Annotated in this window: 13 protein-coding genes; 8 read left to right on the forward strand and 5 right to left on the reverse strand. The window is 61.4% G+C overall.

The features are described 5' to 3' along the window. Nucleotides 1-4: 4 nt before the first annotated feature. Nucleotides 5-1,675 (reverse strand): Na/Pi symporter, encoded by a 1,671-nt coding sequence (locus M8997_RS01630; RefSeq protein ID WP_250019680.1) that lies wholly within the window; start codon nt 1,673-1,675, stop codon nt 5-7. Between the two features lie 351 nt (nt 1,676-2,026). Between M8997_RS01630 and dnaG the strand changes: the two genes are divergently transcribed. Together dnaG and rpoD are read left to right on the forward strand one after the other, a co-directional pair. Continuing rightward, nucleotides 2,027-3,970 carry a DNA primase gene (dnaG, locus tag M8997_RS01635; protein ID WP_250019681.1) on the forward strand — a complete coding sequence of 648 codons (1,944 nt, stop codon included), beginning with the start codon at nt 2,027-2,029 and terminating at the stop codon, nt 3,968-3,970. A 303-nt stretch (nt 3,971-4,273) separates the two neighbouring features. After that, on the forward strand, nt 4,274-6,295 hold the full coding sequence (gene rpoD / locus M8997_RS01640; protein WP_250019682.1) for an RNA polymerase sigma factor RpoD: 2,022 nt from the start codon (nt 4,274-4,276) through the stop codon (nt 6,293-6,295). 92 nt (nt 6,296-6,387) lie between these two features. Here rpoD and M8997_RS01645 read toward each other — a convergent pair whose 3' ends face one another. Both M8997_RS01645 and M8997_RS01650 read right to left on the reverse strand, forming a co-directional pair. Continuing rightward, the gene (locus M8997_RS01645) at nt 6,388-6,909 is read right to left on the reverse strand and encodes a TIGR00645 family protein (RefSeq protein WP_250019683.1); all 522 of its coding nucleotides are present in this window, start codon (nt 6,907-6,909) and stop codon (nt 6,388-6,390) included. A gap of 120 nt (nt 6,910-7,029) precedes the next feature. Further along, nucleotides 7,030-9,192, reverse strand: coding sequence for an OmpA family protein (locus tag M8997_RS01650; RefSeq protein WP_250019684.1), 2,163 nt, complete (start codon nt 9,190-9,192; stop codon nt 7,030-7,032). Between the two features lie 272 nt (nt 9,193-9,464). Here M8997_RS01650 and M8997_RS01655 point away from each other — a divergent pair, with 272 nt between their 5' ends. Both M8997_RS01655 and M8997_RS01660 read left to right on the forward strand, forming a co-directional pair. Continuing rightward, nucleotides 9,465-9,917: a YcgN family cysteine cluster protein gene (locus M8997_RS01655; protein WP_250019685.1), complete on the forward strand. Its 453-nt coding sequence runs from the start codon at nt 9,465-9,467 to the stop codon at nt 9,915-9,917. A 190-nt stretch (nt 9,918-10,107) separates the two neighbouring features. Next, entirely contained in the window at nt 10,108-10,452 is a 345-nt protein-coding gene (locus tag M8997_RS01660; RefSeq protein WP_250019686.1) for an antifreeze protein, read from the forward strand. 46 nt (nt 10,453-10,498) lie between these two features. Here the strand turns inward: M8997_RS01660 and M8997_RS01665 are convergent, their stop codons facing one another. Continuing rightward, the gene (locus M8997_RS01665; RefSeq protein WP_305884365.1) at nt 10,499-11,227 is read right to left on the reverse strand and encodes an SIMPL domain-containing protein; all 729 of its coding nucleotides are present in this window, start codon (nt 11,225-11,227) and stop codon (nt 10,499-10,501) included. A 146-nt stretch (nt 11,228-11,373) separates the two neighbouring features. Here M8997_RS01665 and M8997_RS01670 point away from each other — a divergent pair, with 146 nt between their 5' ends. From M8997_RS01670 to M8997_RS01685, 4 genes are all read left to right on the forward strand, one after another. Further along, complete coding sequence (locus M8997_RS01670) at nt 11,374-11,682, forward strand: hypothetical protein (protein ID WP_250019687.1); 309 nt, start codon at nt 11,374-11,376, stop codon at nt 11,680-11,682. A 247-nt stretch (nt 11,683-11,929) separates the two neighbouring features. Beyond that, nucleotides 11,930-12,961, forward strand: a complete 1,032-nt coding sequence (locus M8997_RS01675) for a thiamine pyrophosphate-dependent dehydrogenase E1 component subunit alpha (protein WP_250019688.1) — start codon at nt 11,930-11,932, stop codon at nt 12,959-12,961. Between the two features lie 6 nt (nt 12,962-12,967). Beyond that, a complete protein-coding gene (locus tag M8997_RS01680) occupies nt 12,968-13,966 on the forward strand; it encodes an alpha-ketoacid dehydrogenase subunit beta (RefSeq protein WP_250019689.1) in 999 nt (332 codons plus the stop codon). 3 nt (nt 13,967-13,969) lie between these two features. Next, nucleotides 13,970-15,289 (forward strand): acetoin dehydrogenase dihydrolipoyllysine-residue acetyltransferase subunit, encoded by a 1,320-nt coding sequence (locus tag M8997_RS01685; RefSeq protein WP_250019690.1) that lies wholly within the window; start codon nt 13,970-13,972, stop codon nt 15,287-15,289. Here the strand turns inward: M8997_RS01685 and M8997_RS01690 are convergent. Continuing rightward, nucleotides 15,273-15,896 (reverse strand): hypothetical protein, encoded by a 624-nt coding sequence (locus M8997_RS01690; protein WP_250019691.1) that lies wholly within the window; start codon nt 15,894-15,896, stop codon nt 15,273-15,275. The two genes, M8997_RS01685 and M8997_RS01690, sit on opposite strands and share 17 nt — an antisense overlap. Nucleotides 15,897-16,061 lie beyond the last annotated feature (165 nt).

Here is a 16,061-nt window from a genome sequence, read left to right on the forward strand (position 1 = left end):
CCTGTCAGCTATGCAGCGCACGCAGCCGCGTCGTGTTCAACAGGCCCTGTTCCTCAAGGACAGGATAGGCCATGGACGCCAGCAGCGAATTGATCTGCTTCAGGTCGCGGATCGTATCCAGATGAATGGAACTGGTTTCCAGGCTCCGGACGGTGCCGCTGCGCAGCCGTGAAAAGTGCCTCTGGCTGCTTTGCTTCTCCAGATCCCTCAGATGATCCTTTTCCAGCACCAGTTGGTGGGCCGTTTCGCGGTCCCTTGAGACGAGAACGTTGAACGCCATGCGGGCATTGACCAGCACCTTGGCGTGGAAATTGCTCAATTCGAGCCAGCCTTCGTCGGTGAATTCCAGCTTCCGGTCCAATTTCTTCTGCACCAGCGCCAACATGTTCCTGACGATGATGTCGCCGACCTGTTCGAGCTTCACGCAGGCGCCGAGCAGTTCCTGGGCGCGCGCGACTTCGAACTCGCTCAGGTCCTTCGTCGTCAACTTGGCAAGATAGAGTTTTATCGCCGCATGCTTGCGATCGACCTTGTCGTCAAGCGCCGAAAGCTCGTCGATGCGGCTCTGTTCGGGCTGCTCGTAGAGCCCGATAATATCGCGCAGCATGATCTCTATCGTTTCGCAGACGCGCACGGTTTCGCGGGTGGCATTGGCAAGCGCCAGGCTCGGCGTGCCGAGGACGCTCTCGTCGAGCGCACTGAGTTCGGCATGGTCGAGCGGCGCGGCTGGCTGCGCCGGCGTGTTGAGTGCGACGACCGCCTTCGTTATCCGCAGCACGAGGCTCGAGAGCGGCACGCCGGCCAGGAGGATGATGATATTGAACAGGATATGCCCGTTGATGATCTGATCGGCCGCGGCGGAGCCCAGGAAGCCGATGGATGGCTGGAACGAGAGGAAGAGGATCAGGATGATGATCGATCCGGCCCCGCGCATGAGGAGGTTGCCCATCGGCACGATGCGGGCCTTCGGTGCGGCGGCGCGGGTCAGCAGCGGCGCGATGAAGGAGGAGCCGAGATTGACGCCGAAGATCATGACGATGCCGAGTTCCGGCGAGATCAGGCCGCGGCTGGCAAAGGTCACCAGCAGCAGCACCGCCGCTATGCTCGAATGGAAAAGCCAGGTCATGATGGCGGCAAGGAGGAAGGCCGTCACGGGATCGGTATCGAGATAGCCGACGATCTGCGGCAGGAGTTCGCTGTTGCGCAACGGTTCCGTCGCCTGGCCGGTCATTTCGAGCGAAAGGATCAGCAATCCGACCCCGACCAGTATCCTGCCGATCTGCCGCCAGTTGCTGCGTTCGGTGGACATGAATATGGCCGTTCCGGCAACGAGGCAGAGCGGCACCAGCAGCGTGAGGTCGAAGCTGAGTATCTTGACGACAAGAGCCGAGCCGACCTCCGCGCCGCGCACGGCCATCAGTCCGGCGACGCCGCTGACGACGCCCGAGCCGACGAAGGAACCGGCGAGCAGGCTGACCGCTGTCGAACTCTGCAATGCGATCGAGAGCATCAGCCCCCACAGCACAGCCAGGACCGGATTATGCAGCACGCCGCGCAGGCTCTGACGCATCCTTTCGCCATAGGCGCGCTCCACGCCGGTCCGCACCATGCGTGTCGCCCAAAGAAGAAGGGCAACCGCACCGGCCAGATGCAACAATACCGCAGAACCGCTCACTTTCGTCCGTTTCAACCTCTCGTGAATATCGCCGCCGTCAAATTGAACACGTGTTCACTTTCACGATAGCATATGCACAGGAAATGCGAGAATAATATGTTCCGGCTAAGAAAAATTCTGTCGTTTTTAATAAACCGTACCTGCAGTTATGCAAGTTGGCGCGCAGCAACTGTCTTTGCCGGCTTTAGCTGCGGACGCGCCGGATCCGTCCCGTTCGGGCCAGCATATGAACAGGGGACGAGTGAATTGACAGGCTTTCCCCCAAACTCCATTTGATGCAATATGTTCCCGGTTGAGCGCAGCCGGCCCCCGCGCTGCGACAACACCAATGAAATCAAGAATGCCAGGCCCATGCGATTTCCACCGTCCTTTCTCGATGAGATCAGGGAGCGCGTACCGATCTCCAGTCTGATCGGCACGCGGGTATCGTTCGATCGCAAGAAGACCAACGCCCAGAAGGGCGATTTCTGGGCCTGTTGCCCGTTTCATGGCGAAAAATCCCCCAGCTTCCACTGCGAGGACAGGAAGGGCCGCTATCACTGCTTCGGCTGCGGCGTGACCGGCGATCATTTCCGCTTCCTGACGGAGCTCGAAGGCCTCAGCTTTCCCGAGGCCGTCCAGCGGGTGGCGGACATGGCGGGGGTTCCGATGCCGGCGCGCGATGCCGAGGCGGAGCTGCGCGAAGCAAAGCGCTCGACGCTTTACGATGTCATGGAAATGGCGGCGAAGTTCTTCCAGGATCAGCTGCAGGCCGCGGGCGGGGCCAAGGCGCGGGCCTATCTGCGCGATCGGGGGTTGAGCGCCTCGACGCAGCAGGCGTTCCGCATCGGCTATGCCCCGGAGAGCCGCAATGCGCTGAAGGAGCATCTGGCGGGCAAGGGCGCGACGAAGGAGCAGATCGAAGCCTGCGGACTGGTGGTTCACGGCGATGACAAACCGGTTTCGTTCGACCGGTTCCGGGATCGGATCATGTTTCCGATCGAAGATCTGCGTGGCCGCATCATAGCCTTTGGCGGACGTGCCCTCGCGCCGAACGCCATCGCCAAATATCTGAATTCCAACGAGACCGAGCTCTTCCACAAGGGCAGGATCCTCTTCAATGCGCTGCGGGCACGAAAAGCCGCACAGCCGCAGGCAGGCCAATCCGCGAAGGCGATCATCGCCGTCGAAGGCTATATGGATGTCATAGCGCTGGCGCAGGCCGGGTTCGCCCAGGCCGTGGCGCCGCTCGGTACCGCGCTGACCGAAGACCAGCTTGATCTCCTATGGCGCATGTCGCCGGAGCCGGTGCTGTGTTTCGACGGCGACAAGGCTGGGATCAAGGCGGCGCATCGGGCGATCGATCTCGCTCTGCCGCTCCTGAAACCAGGGTTTTCCCTGCGCTTTGCGGTCTTGCCGGAGGGGCAGGACCCGGACGATCTGGTGAAGCTGTCCGGCCCACAGGCATTCCAGGCGGTGCTCGATGAATCGCGGCCGCTGGCGGACATGCTCTGGTCGCGAGAGACCGCAAGCGGCGTCTTCGATACGCCGGAGCGCCGCGCGGAGCTGGAATCGAGGCTGAAGCAGATGATCGCCACCATCCGCGACGAGGATGTGCGGCGGCATTATGGGCAGGATGTCCGCGACCGGGTGAACCAGTTCTTCGCGCCGCGCACCCAGGACAGGGGACCGGCAGGGCGCGGCGGCGGCCCGCAGGGATATGGCGCGCGCAACCGCGGCCAGGCGAATGGCGGCCGTCTTGCCGTATCCGACAGCCTGGCGCGTTCCGTGCTGGTACGTGCGAGTTCGACGATGCCGCCGCTGCGCGAAACGGCGATCCTGATGACATTGTTCAATCATCCGCGGTTGATAGAGGATGATTTCGAGACGATCGTCCGGCTTGAATTCACCCATCCCGACCTGAGGCGTTTCCACAATGCGCTGCTCGACGCGATGGCGGAGCATCACGTGGCGACAGGCGCCGAAATGCGGCGGATCATGACCGAGGGCAATCTCGGCGCGCTGATAGAGGCGCTGGAGGCGCTGGTGCGGCGCGCACGGATATGGACGGCCACGGCGCAAGCCGCCGAGGAGGACGCTCTCGAGGCGCTCAGGCAGGCCGTACACTTGCATCAACGCGCCAGCACACTACATAAGGAACTGAAAGTAGCCGAGAGCGCCCTGGCGAATGAAGCTACTGACGAAAACCTCAGCCGTTTGCTCGATATCCAGAATGACATCCGCAACGCCCAGGCGACTGAAGCACTGATCGATGGCTTCGGAATACCTTCGGGACGCTCGGCAAAGGGCTTTTGACCGAATTGATTCGCTTTTTTGACCCGAATCAGTTGAGTCGGGGTTGACGTGGGTGAATAATGACGGAATCAGATTGCGCGGAATTGTAGATATTGCATTGAGGTTCGTGGATTTGGTGAAAAACGGGGCAAATCCACAGAATGCAAGGCATGTGCGCCAGCGCTGTGACAGGGTTAATCCGCGGTTAACAGGATTTCGGCTAGTCGATCAATTACTACCTTGATGATGCAGGGGAACCGGTGCGCTGTCGCACTCGTTGTTTCGATGCATGAACAAAGCGACGATCGCTTGGAGATATAGAATATGGCAACGAAGGCAAAGGAAAATGAAGAAGTAGAAGTCGAGCGCGAAGGTGCGCCGGACGGTCCGCTTCTCGACCTTTCCGATGACGCTGTCAAGAAGATGATCAAGCTCGCGAAGAAGCGCGGCTACGTTACGATGGACGAGCTGAATGCCGTCTTGCCATCCGAAGAGGTCACTTCCGAACAGATCGAAGATACGATGGCGATGCTCAGCGACATGGGCATCAATGTCGTGGAAGATGACGAGCAGGACGCCGACGCGGAGGATACCGATAGCGCCGACGACGAAAACGATGCTCGTGAACTCGCCGACGCCACCGGCACCGCAGTGGCTCCGACGACGACGAAGAAGGAACCGACCGATCGTACGGACGATCCGGTCCGCATGTATCTGCGCGAGATGGGAACTGTCGAGCTCCTGTCGCGCGAGGGCGAAATTGCGATCGCCAAGCGCATAGAGGCAGGACGCGAGACGATGATCTCGGGCCTCTGCGAAAGCCCGCTGACCTTCCAGGCGATCATCATCTGGCGCGAGGATCTGAACGATTCGAAGATTCTCCTGCGCGAAATCATCGATCTCGAAACCACCTATGCCGGTCCCGAGGCCAAGCAGGCGCCCGTCATCGAGCGGGTCGAGGAAGAAAAGCCCGCTGCCAATGACCGGTCGCGGCGGTCGCGCGACGATGACGACATTACCAATGTCGGCGGCGAGACGCCGGTGGAGGAAGAAGACGACGAGGATGATGAGGCCAATCTTTCGCTTGCGGCCATGGAAGCAGAGCTTCGCCCGCAGGTCATGGAGACGCTCGACGTCATCGCCGACACCTACAAGAAGCTGCGCAAACTGCAGGACCAGCAGGTGGAAAACCGCCTCGCTGCTTCCGGTTCTCTGTCGCCAAGCCAGGAGCGCCGCTACAAGGAGCTGAAGGATCAGCTGATCAAGGCGGTCAAGTCGCTTTCGCTCAATCAGAACCGCATCGAGGCTCTGGTCGCGCAGCTCTATGACATCAACAAGCGCCTGGTCCAGAACGAAGGGCGCCTGTTGCGCCTTGCCGAATCCTATGGTGTGCGCCGCGAGGATTTCCTCAAGGAATACCAGGGCAATGAGCTCGACCCGAACTGGCTGAAGGCCGTTTCCAATCTTTCTACCCGAGGCTGGAAAGAGTTCACCAAGAACGAGAAGGAAACGATCAAGGGCCTGCGGACCGAAATCCAGAACATGGCGCAGGAAACCGCCATTTCGATCTCGGAATTCCGTCGCATCGTCAATCAGGTGCAGAAGGGCGAGCGCGAAGCGGCCCTGGCGAAGAAGGAAATGGTGGAGGCCAATCTGCGCCTCGTCATCTCCATCGCCAAGAAATATACCAATCGCGGCCTGCAATTCCTCGATCTGATCCAGGAAGGCAATATCGGCCTGATGAAGGCGGTCGACAAGTTCGAGTATCGCCGTGGCTACAAGTTCTCGACCTATGCGACCTGGTGGATACGCCAGGCCATCACCCGGTCGATTGCCGATCAGGCGCGCACGATCCGTATTCCGGTTCACATGATCGAAACGATCAACAAGATCGTTCGCACGTCGCGCCAGATGCTGCACGAGATCGGCCGCGAGCCGACGCCGGAGGAACTGGCGGAAAAGCTCGCCATGCCGCTCGAAAAGGTGCGCAAGGTGCTCAAGATCGCCAAGGAGCCGATCTCGCTCGAAACGCCGGTGGGCGACGAGGAAGATTCGCATCTCGGCGATTTTATCGAGGACAAGAATGCGCTTCTGCCGATCGATGCGGCGATCCAGGCCAATCTTCGCGATACGACGACCCGCGTCCTTGCCTCGCTGACGCCGCGCGAAGAGCGCGTCCTGCGCATGCGCTTCGGCATCGGCATGAACACCGACCATACGCTGGAAGAAGTCGGGCAGCAGTTCTCGGTCACGCGCGAGCGTATCCGCCAGATCGAAGCCAAGGCCCTGCGCAAGCTCAAGCATCCAAGCCGGTCGCGCAAGCTTCGCTCGTTCCTCGACAGCTAGACCCTGCGATAGCGATCTTCATGAAAAAGGATGGGCAGTGCCCATCCTTTTTTGTCTGGTGCCGTGTCGATGGCGGACATGTATTCTGATGTTCAGAGCGACGGCTCGCTGGTTTTCTTTCCCTTGTCCTTGACCATGAGCTTGTCGATATAGGCGAGGAAGAGGGCGGAGAAGACGAAGGCGAGGTGAATGATGGTGAACCACGTCAACTGGCCCGTATTGTACTGGACGAGGTTCAGGAACACCTGCAGCAGATGGATCGAGGAGATGGCGACGATCGTCGATGCCACCTTGATCTTGAGCGAACCGGCGTCGATCGTGCCGAGCCAATGGACCTGATCCGCCTCGTCGAACTGGCTGACGAAGTTTTCATAGCCCGAGATGATCACCATCACCACAAGGCTGGCGACAAGCGCGGCGTCGATCAGGCTCAGCATCTTGAGGATCGTGTCGGTCTCGTTCATCACCATGATCTTCGTGACGAAATCGACGAGCTTCCCGGCAAAGGAAAAAGCATAGATCGCAAGCGCTATGGCAAGGCCGAGGTAAAACACGACGAGCAGCCAACGCGACGCGAGGATGATGGATTCGATCAGGATTTCAATGCGTTTCATGAATAATGGTCCGCTGGAACTTGGATTTGGGATGTTCCACACACATAACGCGGCTGGGCCGGAACTCAAGCGCGAACCGAAAAAACCCGGGCCGAAGCCCGGGTTTTCATCGCGATAACTCTAATTATTGCTCGCCATCGGCGCTACCAGCGGCGTGATACGGCGGATTGCAACACGCCGGTTCTGCTGTTCGGGCTCCTGAGTGCTGATCTTCAGGTACTGCTCGCCATAGCCCTGCGTCGTCATGTTCTCCGGCGGGATGTCGAAGACATTGGTCAGCGCCTGGGCCACGGCTTCGGCACGCTTGTCCGAAAGCACGAGATTGGCCTGGTCCGATCCCACCGCATCCGTATGACCTTCGATCAGGAAGGTCTCGGCAGGGTTTTTCTCGAGCGTCTGGGCAATTGCCTTGGCGACGCTTTCCAGCCGCCCGATCTGGTCTTCGCTGATTTCGGCGGAGCCGAACTGGAAGGTGATCGTGTCGAGATCGACGCGGCGCACCTTGTCCCTGATCCGCGCCGACCGGCGCACTTCATCGATGGAATAAAGCCGCTCGACCCGCTCCACCGGGGGCTGGGCGAAGAAGTCGTAGACTTCCTCCTCGGGCACGTCCTCGGCATCGAGGATATATTCGCGCACCGGTATGGCCAGGCGCAGCGGCGGCAGGTCGTCACCGGGATCGCGCCAGTCCATTCGCTCGGCACGATCATATTCGGGCGCATAGCTCAGCACGACTTCGCGTCCGTCCGGCATCAGGCGCGAGCGCTGGATGACGTCGCCATAGCGATTGCGGATCGTGATGATCTCGACGCCATTGTCGCGAACGATCGTTTCGCGGGTGCGATCACGCGGCAGGTCCTCGTAATAGACGTCGCGGGCCTTGCGCGTCATCCTCGGCCGGTCGGAGCTCTCGACGAAGACATTATTGTTGACCTCGACGATGGTGCGATTGTCGAACTGCTTGACGACCTGCGCATCGTCCGGGCGCTCCCAGCGGCGGGGCTCCTTGGTGCGCTTGCCCTCCTGGCTGCGGATGGACTCGATCTTGACCGGCGTAAGTTCCTGCTGCACCTCGGCATCGGATTTCGGCGGTGCTGCGGGCGCAGCTGCCGCCGGCTGTTCGGGCTGGGCCTCCTGCTGGGCAGCCGGTGCAGTGGCGGGTGCGCCGGCATCTGGCGTCGCGCCGGCATTGCCGGTCCCGGGCGTTGCGCCTGCATCGGGCCGAGCGGCCTTCTTCTCGCTGTCGAGGACAGGCGCGGCATTCTCGGGAAGCGGCGAGGCCTCCTTGCCCGGCTCTTGTCCCGTTGCACCCGGGGCGGGTTGCGCCGGCTGCGCAGCTTGGTCGGGTTGCGCGGGCTGGGCCGGTTGCGCTTCATTGGTGGGAGCGGCGGGCTGTTCGCCGGTTGGTGCCGGGGCGGTGCCCGTCGCGTCGGCGGGCTTTTCCTGTGCGGCCTTGTCCGCGGCCCGCTTTGCTTGCTCGGCGGCCTTGTCGGCATCCTTCTCGGCTGCCTTCTGGCCTCGATCCGCCTTCTTGCGCGCGTCTTCCTCGGCCGCCTTCTGCTGTTCGGCGGCTTTGTCGGTCTCGGTCTGTGCCTCGCGCTTGGCCTTTTCGGCCTCCTTGGCGGTCTGATCCTTGAGTTCTTCCGTCTGTTTCAGTTCTTCGGCGGCCTTCTGCTTGGCCTCGGCCTCGTTGGCCTTCTGCTGCTCGGCGGCCTTGTCGGCTTCCGCCTGGGCTTCGCGCTTGGCCCTTTCCGCCGCCTTGTTCGTCTCCTGCTGCTTGGCCTGCGCGTCTTCCGCCTCCTGGGCGGCCTTCTGTTTGGCTTCGCGCTCTACGGCCTTTTGCTGTTCCGCCGCTTTCTCCGCGTCTGCCTCGGCGGCGCGCCTGGCCTTCTCGGCCTGGCGATTTCCCTCGGCCTCGGCCTCCTGCGCGGCCTGGTCGGCCTGCTTCCTGGCGCTTTCCTCGGCCTGCCTCTGCTTGTTTTCAGCGGCGGCGGATTCCTCGGCGGCACGCTGCTGCGCTTCCTCGGCGCGCTGCTGCGTCTCGTCGGGCTGGTCTGCCTGCTGCCGCGATTTGCGCTTTCTTTCCTGCCCGCCACCATCCGCTTCAGGCGCTGCCTCCTCCGCGGGAGGCGCTGCCTCCTCCGCCTGAGCCATCAAGACCGGTGCCGGGTCATTGCTGTTCGAAGAAATATATGGGCGGTTCAATGCAGGTTGGTCTGCCATTGCCGTGGGCGACGAAAAGAGGATCGCCGTCGAAGCAAAGAAAAGAGCTGTCCGTTTCATGTCCATCCCTGTCTCGCATTCTCGTAGTGGAATACGTCAAATGTTTTGATCGCAAGCCTGTTCCCAATTTATGGCAACCGATTGGCGATTACTGATCTGCGATGCGCCGTGGAATTGGCGCGGACCGTTGGAAAGGATGGCAAAGGGCGTCTGTACTCATTGTGAAGGCGCCGTTCATCCTGCATTCATGCGGCTGGCCGCTGGACTGGCCCCAGGAGGCCTGGCGGACCGGACGGACTGGACTGGCCGGGCGTCCCGGTGTATTTCAGCGCATGCTGCAAGAACCCTTCTGGAAGAGAAAAACGCTCGACGAGCTGAACCGCTCGGAGTGGGAGAGCCTGTGCGATGGCTGTGGCCGCTGCTGCCTGCACAAGCTTGAAGACGAGGACACGCAGGAAATCTACTTCACCACCGTAGCCTGTACCCTGCTCGACGCCGGCACCTGCCAATGTTCCGATTATCCGGACCGGAAGAAGAAGGTGCCCGACTGCGTGTTTCTGACGCCTGAAATCGTGCGCAGCGTCGATTGGCTGCCGGAAACCTGCGGCTACCGCCTCGTCGACGAGGGAAGGGACCTCTATTGGTGGCACCCTTTGGTCTCGGGGTCTTCCGAGACGGTGCACGAGGCGCAGATCTCCGTGCGCGGCAAGGTGACGGCTCATGATCATGATCTGCATTCCGACGAGGAATATTTCGATCACATGATGCAGGCGCCGGAAGAATGATGCGGCGCTGAGCGGAAAAACGCCCGCGCTGAACGAAAAATGCCCGCGCTGAACAAAAAATGCCCGCGCTGAATGAAAAATGAATGCGCCGTTTGGCAATCGTTCACCGGTGTCATGGAACAAAGAGCGGCATCCGGCCTTCTTCATCACTGCGGTGATGATCTGCCGGCAACGAACAGGAGAACGCTCAATGACTCAGATTTCATTCAAGGCAATGGTGGTAGCAACGGCGATCGGCATGGGTTCGCTCTTGGCAGGCGGCGCTTCCGCAGCGCCTTTGGCCGCCGCGCCGGCAGTCGCCGAAGCGGGACACGCTTCGCAGATTCTCAATGTCGATCATCGTCGTGGCCACTTCCGGCCCGGTTTCGGACGGGCATGCACGGCTTCCCATGCCGCGACCAAGGCCCGACGCATGGGCCTGCGCAACCCTCGCGTGGTCGTGCGCCGCAATGTGATGCGGGTGACGGGCTGGATGCGCGGCCACAGGACCGCGATCGTTTTCGCGCGCTCGCCGGGTTGCCCGGTTATCCGCTAGAACAAAAAAGGGCGCCCCGGGCGCCCTTTTTTCATCTGGCTTGACCTCAGTTCTTCAATTCGAACGTGACGTTGACCGTGACGTTGTAGCTGTTCTCGCCCATCGCGACCGGCACCGAATCCGCCGATGCGCTGAATGCCTTGGCCTGGGCCATCGGCATGGGGCGTGGTTGGAACGATTGCTCGCTGATTTCGGTGACCTTGCCGAGTTCCACGCCGGCGGCTGCCGACAGCGTCTTGGCCTTGGCGATGGCGTTGGCCACGGCCTTCTTGCGCGCCTCTTCCAGAATCGCTTCCGGCTTGTCGTTGGTAAAGGACAGGTTTCCGCCCTGATTGACGCCCAGCGTTACCGACTGGTCCAGTATATTGCCGATCTTGGTCAGGTCGCGCACGCGGACAGTCAGCGAGTTGGAGACCGCATAGCCGACGATCTTCGGCGCCTCGGGCTGCTGGCCCTTGTCCTTGTTTTCCGGATAGACGTAGCGCGGCTCTATGTTGAAGCCGGATGTCTGCAGGTCGCGCTCGGCGATGCCTGCCTTCTTCATCCCGTCCAGAACCTTGCCCATGGCCTCATTATTGGCGGTCAGCGCCTCGCGCGCCGTCGGCTTTTCTTCCATGACGACGAGGGAAACGATCGCGGTGTCAGGCGCCACGGAGGCCTGGCCTTCACCCGTCACGACGATGCGGGGGCGCGGCGTCTCGTCGGCGGAGGCTGCAAGCGGCGCGGCCATGATCGCCGTGGTTGCTACGGCCAGAGTCAATAGTTTCGATGTCATGGATAACTCCCGATGCTGTGGAAATGCTCACCTCGCAGTTCATTATGGGTGGATTAGGGCAGAAAGGTAAAATTTCCATGTCGCCGCGCTGCATCGAATCCCGCCGTTTCGCGTTTCGGTTTCAAGAGCTGCGAAGGAGGCCGACGATGAACCAGAATACGCGGAAGAACAGTCCGGAACGTGTCGAAGTGGCGGATAAACCCTCCAGAACCCCCATCGAAACCCAGGATTGGGACGAGATCGGCGCCGGAGAGGTGCAGACCGAGGAAGTCCAGGCGGACGACGAACTGGCCATTACCGGCGGTCGCCAGGTGCCGTCGGCGGATGCGGACGGCATCTCCGAGGATGACGACGACAATGCCTATCAGGAAAGCGATGCCGCCCTTCCTGACGACGAGGAAGAGGCAGAGATCACGGCCGATCCGGAACGTGAAGGCCACCGCTTCAACGATTAGGCCCTCGCCAATACAGGTTCGGGGCCCCGAGGGTGGGCAAAAGGGCGCGTCTCGGGATGCGCCCTTTGCTTGTATGGCCGGCGCTTTCGCGTTCAAGCTGTGATGATGCACATAGGTGTTGACTAAGATACAAATGTTCAATATTCGATTAGCATCGGAAATGCGGCAATGGACGCATTCGGCATGGGCGGCGGCTCTGTTCTGAACTGCCGCCGCGACGATCGTGCGGCGAGGGAGAGGTGCTGAAATGGCTTCCGCCAGAGGTTCGAATATCAAGCTCAAGGATGATGGCAGCAATCTTCCATTCGCGTTCCGGCACTACAGCCCGGAGCAGTTGAAGGAAGCGCTGCGCAAGATGTATCTCATCAGGCGTTTCGAAGAGGGCGCGGAAGAATCCTACACGCGCGGCCTCATCCACGGGACGATGCACCTGTCGATCGGCCAGGAAGCCAGCGCCGTCGGCATTTCGATGCCGCTCGCCGAGAGCGACATGATCACCTCGACCCATCGCGGCCATGGCCACTGCATTGCCAAGGGCGCGGATGTCTCCCGGATGTTCGCGGAATTTTTCGGCAAGGAGACGGGGTATTGCAAGGGCCGCGGCGGCTCCATGCATATCGCGGATGTCTCCAAGGGCAATCTCGGCGCCAATGGCATCGTCGGCGGCGGCATACCCATCGCCGTCGGCGCGGCGCTTTCGGCCAAGAAGCAGAAGAACGGCAAGGTCGTCATCTCCTATTTCGGCGATGGCGCCAACAATGAGGGCGCTTTCCACGAGGCGCTGAACATGGCTTCGATCTGGAAGCTGCCGGTCGTGTTCGTCTGCGAGAACAATGGCTATGGCATGTCCACCTCGACGGTGCGTTCCACCGCCGTCGCCAATGTCGCCGATCGGGCCAGCGCCTATCACATGCCCGGTGTCGTCGTCGACGGCAACAATCTCTCCGAAGTGGCGGAGGCTTCGCACGAGGCCATAGAGCGGGCGCGCCGGGGCGAGGGCCCGACGCTGATCGAGTGCAAGACCTATCGCCACCGGGGACATTCGAAGAGCGACCGCAACCGCTACCGCACGAAGGAAGAAATCGAGGATTGGGTCAATAATCGCGACCCGATCCAGCTTTTCGAGGCCCAGCTGAAGGAATTCGGCTTTCTCGACGCCGCCGAGGCCGAGAAAATTCGCGATGACGTGGAGGCGGAGATCGCCACGGCCATCGAATTTGCCAAGAACAGCCCATCGCCGGATCTCAACAATCTGACGCGCGACGTCTATACGGATTAGAATTTCATGAACGAGTTGGTCCGCGAGCTTAGCTATTCACAGGCGATCCAGGAAGCCATGGCCATCGCCATGGAGAAGGACGACCGCGTTTTCCTCATGGGTGAGGATATCGGCGTCTATGGCGGCGCCTTTCAGGTCACAGGCGACCTCGTCCATCGATTTGGCGAAGACCGGGTGATGGACACGCCTATCTCGGAACTTGGCGGCGCCGGCGTCGCCGTCGGTGCTGCCCTGACCGGCATGCGGCCGATCTTCGAGTTCCAGTTTTCGGATTTCGCGGCCCTCGCAATGGAACAGATCGTCAACCAGGCTGCCAAGATACGCTACATGCTCGGCGGGGCGGTATCGGTTCCGCTCGTCATGCGCTTTCCAGCCGGTTCCGGCACCGGCGCCGCCGCGCAGCACAGCCAGAGCCTCGAAGCCTGGCTCGGCCATGTGCCGGGGCTGAAGGTCATCCAGCCATCGACGCCCCATGACGCCAAGGGCATGCTGCTGGCCGCGGTCGAGGACCCGGACCCGGTGATGATCTTCGAGCATAAATTGCTCTACAAGATGAAGGGCAATGTGCCGGAAGGCTATTACACGGTGCCGATCGGCAAGGCGGCCGTGGTTCGCGAGGGCAGGGACCTGACGATCGTCGCCTCGGCCATCATGGTGCACAAGGCGCTGGAGGCTGCCGAGCAATTGTCCAGGGAAGGCATCGACGTGGAGGTGGTAGACCTTCGGACCGTGCGGCCGATGGACAAGGAAACCATCATAGCCAGCGTCAAGAAGACGTCGAAGCTGATCTGCGTCTATGAAGGCGTGAAGACGCTTGGCGTCGGCGCCGAGGTCAGCGCCATGATCGCCGAGAGCGAGGCTTTCGATTACCTCGATGCTCCGATCATACGGCTTGGCGGGGCGGAGACGCCCATCCCCTATAATCCGGATCTGGAAAAGGCCACCGTGCCGCAGGTGCCCGGCATCGTGCAGGCCGCGCGCGATCTTGCCAAAGGGGTGCGCTAGGCCATGCCAGTCGAAGTCATCCTGCCCAAGGTCGATATGGATATGGAGAGCGGCCAGATATCGCGCTGGTTCGCCAAGGAGGGCGACAGCATCGCCAAGGGCCAGTTGCTGTTCGAGATCGAGACCGACAAGGCTGCGATGGAAGTGGATGCGCCTTCCTCGGGCATTCTGCGCGGCGTCACCGCGGCCGAGGGCGAAACCGTTCCCGTCGGCCAGGCCGTCGCCTGGATCTATGGCGAGGATGAAGCCTATTCGCCCGCTGAAAATCCTGTGGCTCCGGTGGAGCCGGCTGAAAAGGCGGAACCGGCCGGGACACTGGACATACGGCCAAATCCCGAACCGCAGTCTGCCGCCGACGAGGGCGCAAAATCTGACGAGGACCGCATTCGCGCAACGCCGCTGGCCCGGCGCATCGCCCGTGAAGCGGGTATCGATCTTGCCGGCGTGACGGGCAGCGGCCCGAAGGGGCGCATCCAGAAGAAGGATGTCGAGCAGGGCGCGACCAGGGCACGGCCGGCGCCGATGGTCCAGCGCAAGCCGACAGAGCGGGTCCCGGCGACACTCAATACGGTCTGGCTGCGCGAAGGCAAGGATGCCTCATTGCCGGCGATCGTTCTCGTCCATGGTTTCGGTGCCGATCTGAACAGCTGGCGCCCCATGCTGGCGGGCGGCAATCTCGACAATCCGGTTCTCGGTGTCGATCTGCCGGGCCATGGCGGCTCGCCGCGCACGATACCGGAGGATATCGAAGCCTTCGCCGAGCTGGTCGAAGCGGCGATCGATGCCCACACTCCCGGCCGCATCGTGCTCGCAGGGCACTCTTTCGGCGGCGCCATTGCGGCGCGCGTCGCGGACAGGGGCAATGTCGATGTCGGCGCCCTGGCGCTGATAGCGCCCGCCGGGCTCGGGCCGGAAATCAATGGCGCGTTCCTTTCGGGCTTCGTCCGGGCGCGCTCGGAGGGCAGCCTCGTGCCATGGATGCGGCAGCTCGTCCAGAGCCAGGACCTGTTGAGCAAGCCGTTCATCAACGCCACGCTGGCGCAATCGCGTGACGAGGAACTGCGCGGCGCGCAGCAGGAGATCGTCGACCGCTTTTTCGCCGATGGCACCCAGACCTTCAGCATAAGGGATAGCCTCGCGCGGCTGGCCGTTCCGGCCCGCGTCATTTTCGGGGCCGCGGACCGGGTCATTCCTTCCGTTCACACGGTGGGACTGCCGGGCGAAATCGCCGTGCATCTGTTCGGCGCGACCGGCCACATGCCGCAGATCGAGCAAAGGGAAAAGGTCCTGCGTATCCTCGGCGAACTCAGCCGAGCGATTTGACCGGCTTGGAGGCGAGCATTGCCCTTCGTATCGCGCTCCGGGCAGAGGCGAGGTTGGGCATCATCCAGTTGGGTTCGCTTCCAAGAAACTTGTCGAGGAACGCGATGGCGAAATCCGGCGTCTCGGATGCGTTTTCGCGGTAGGACCACCAGGTGCGCAGATCGTCGGCGCAGCGATCGATCGCCGGGCGCGAACCGAATTCCTGCTCCATGATCGCGGCAATCGCTCCAACGCAGTAATTCGTGTAGAGAAAACCTTCCGGCCAGAAGGCGACGATCTCGGCGGTACCCTTGGCCGGATCCTCCAGCGGCTTGCGCACGACCCGGGCAGGGGCCTCTGCAATGAGTTCCTTCAGGGCCATGCCGGCGGCGAAGATGATGAAATCCTTGCGGTCCAGCGCCGCATAGGGCTTTTCCTGCTCCACCCGCTCGACCCAATTGAGAAAGGCGCGCGTGAGCCGGGTTTCATCGATGGCGAAGTGATAGCCGAAATGCTCCGCGATCAGCACGGCATTCTTGCGAAACGCCATCCTGAACCACCGCAGCTGCCGCAGGCGGTGACGGAGATCCGGCGTGCGGATCAGTTCGTCGCGAAAAAGAAAATCCATACCAACTTGCCTCGCAAACCGCTATTAGTCTTAGCCTTCCGCACATTTTGCGCAAGCCAGTAAGATAGCCCTAAATCATACATATTGACACTGGAGAAAACAAATGTTCTATATTTTTACGTCCGATCCAGCCATAGGTGGCGATCGGGCATGGGAGGCGATCGC

It is taken from the genome of Phyllobacterium sp. 21LDTY02-6, from assembly GCF_023554255.2.
GTDB lineage: Bacteria > Pseudomonadota > Alphaproteobacteria > Rhizobiales > Rhizobiaceae > Phyllobacterium.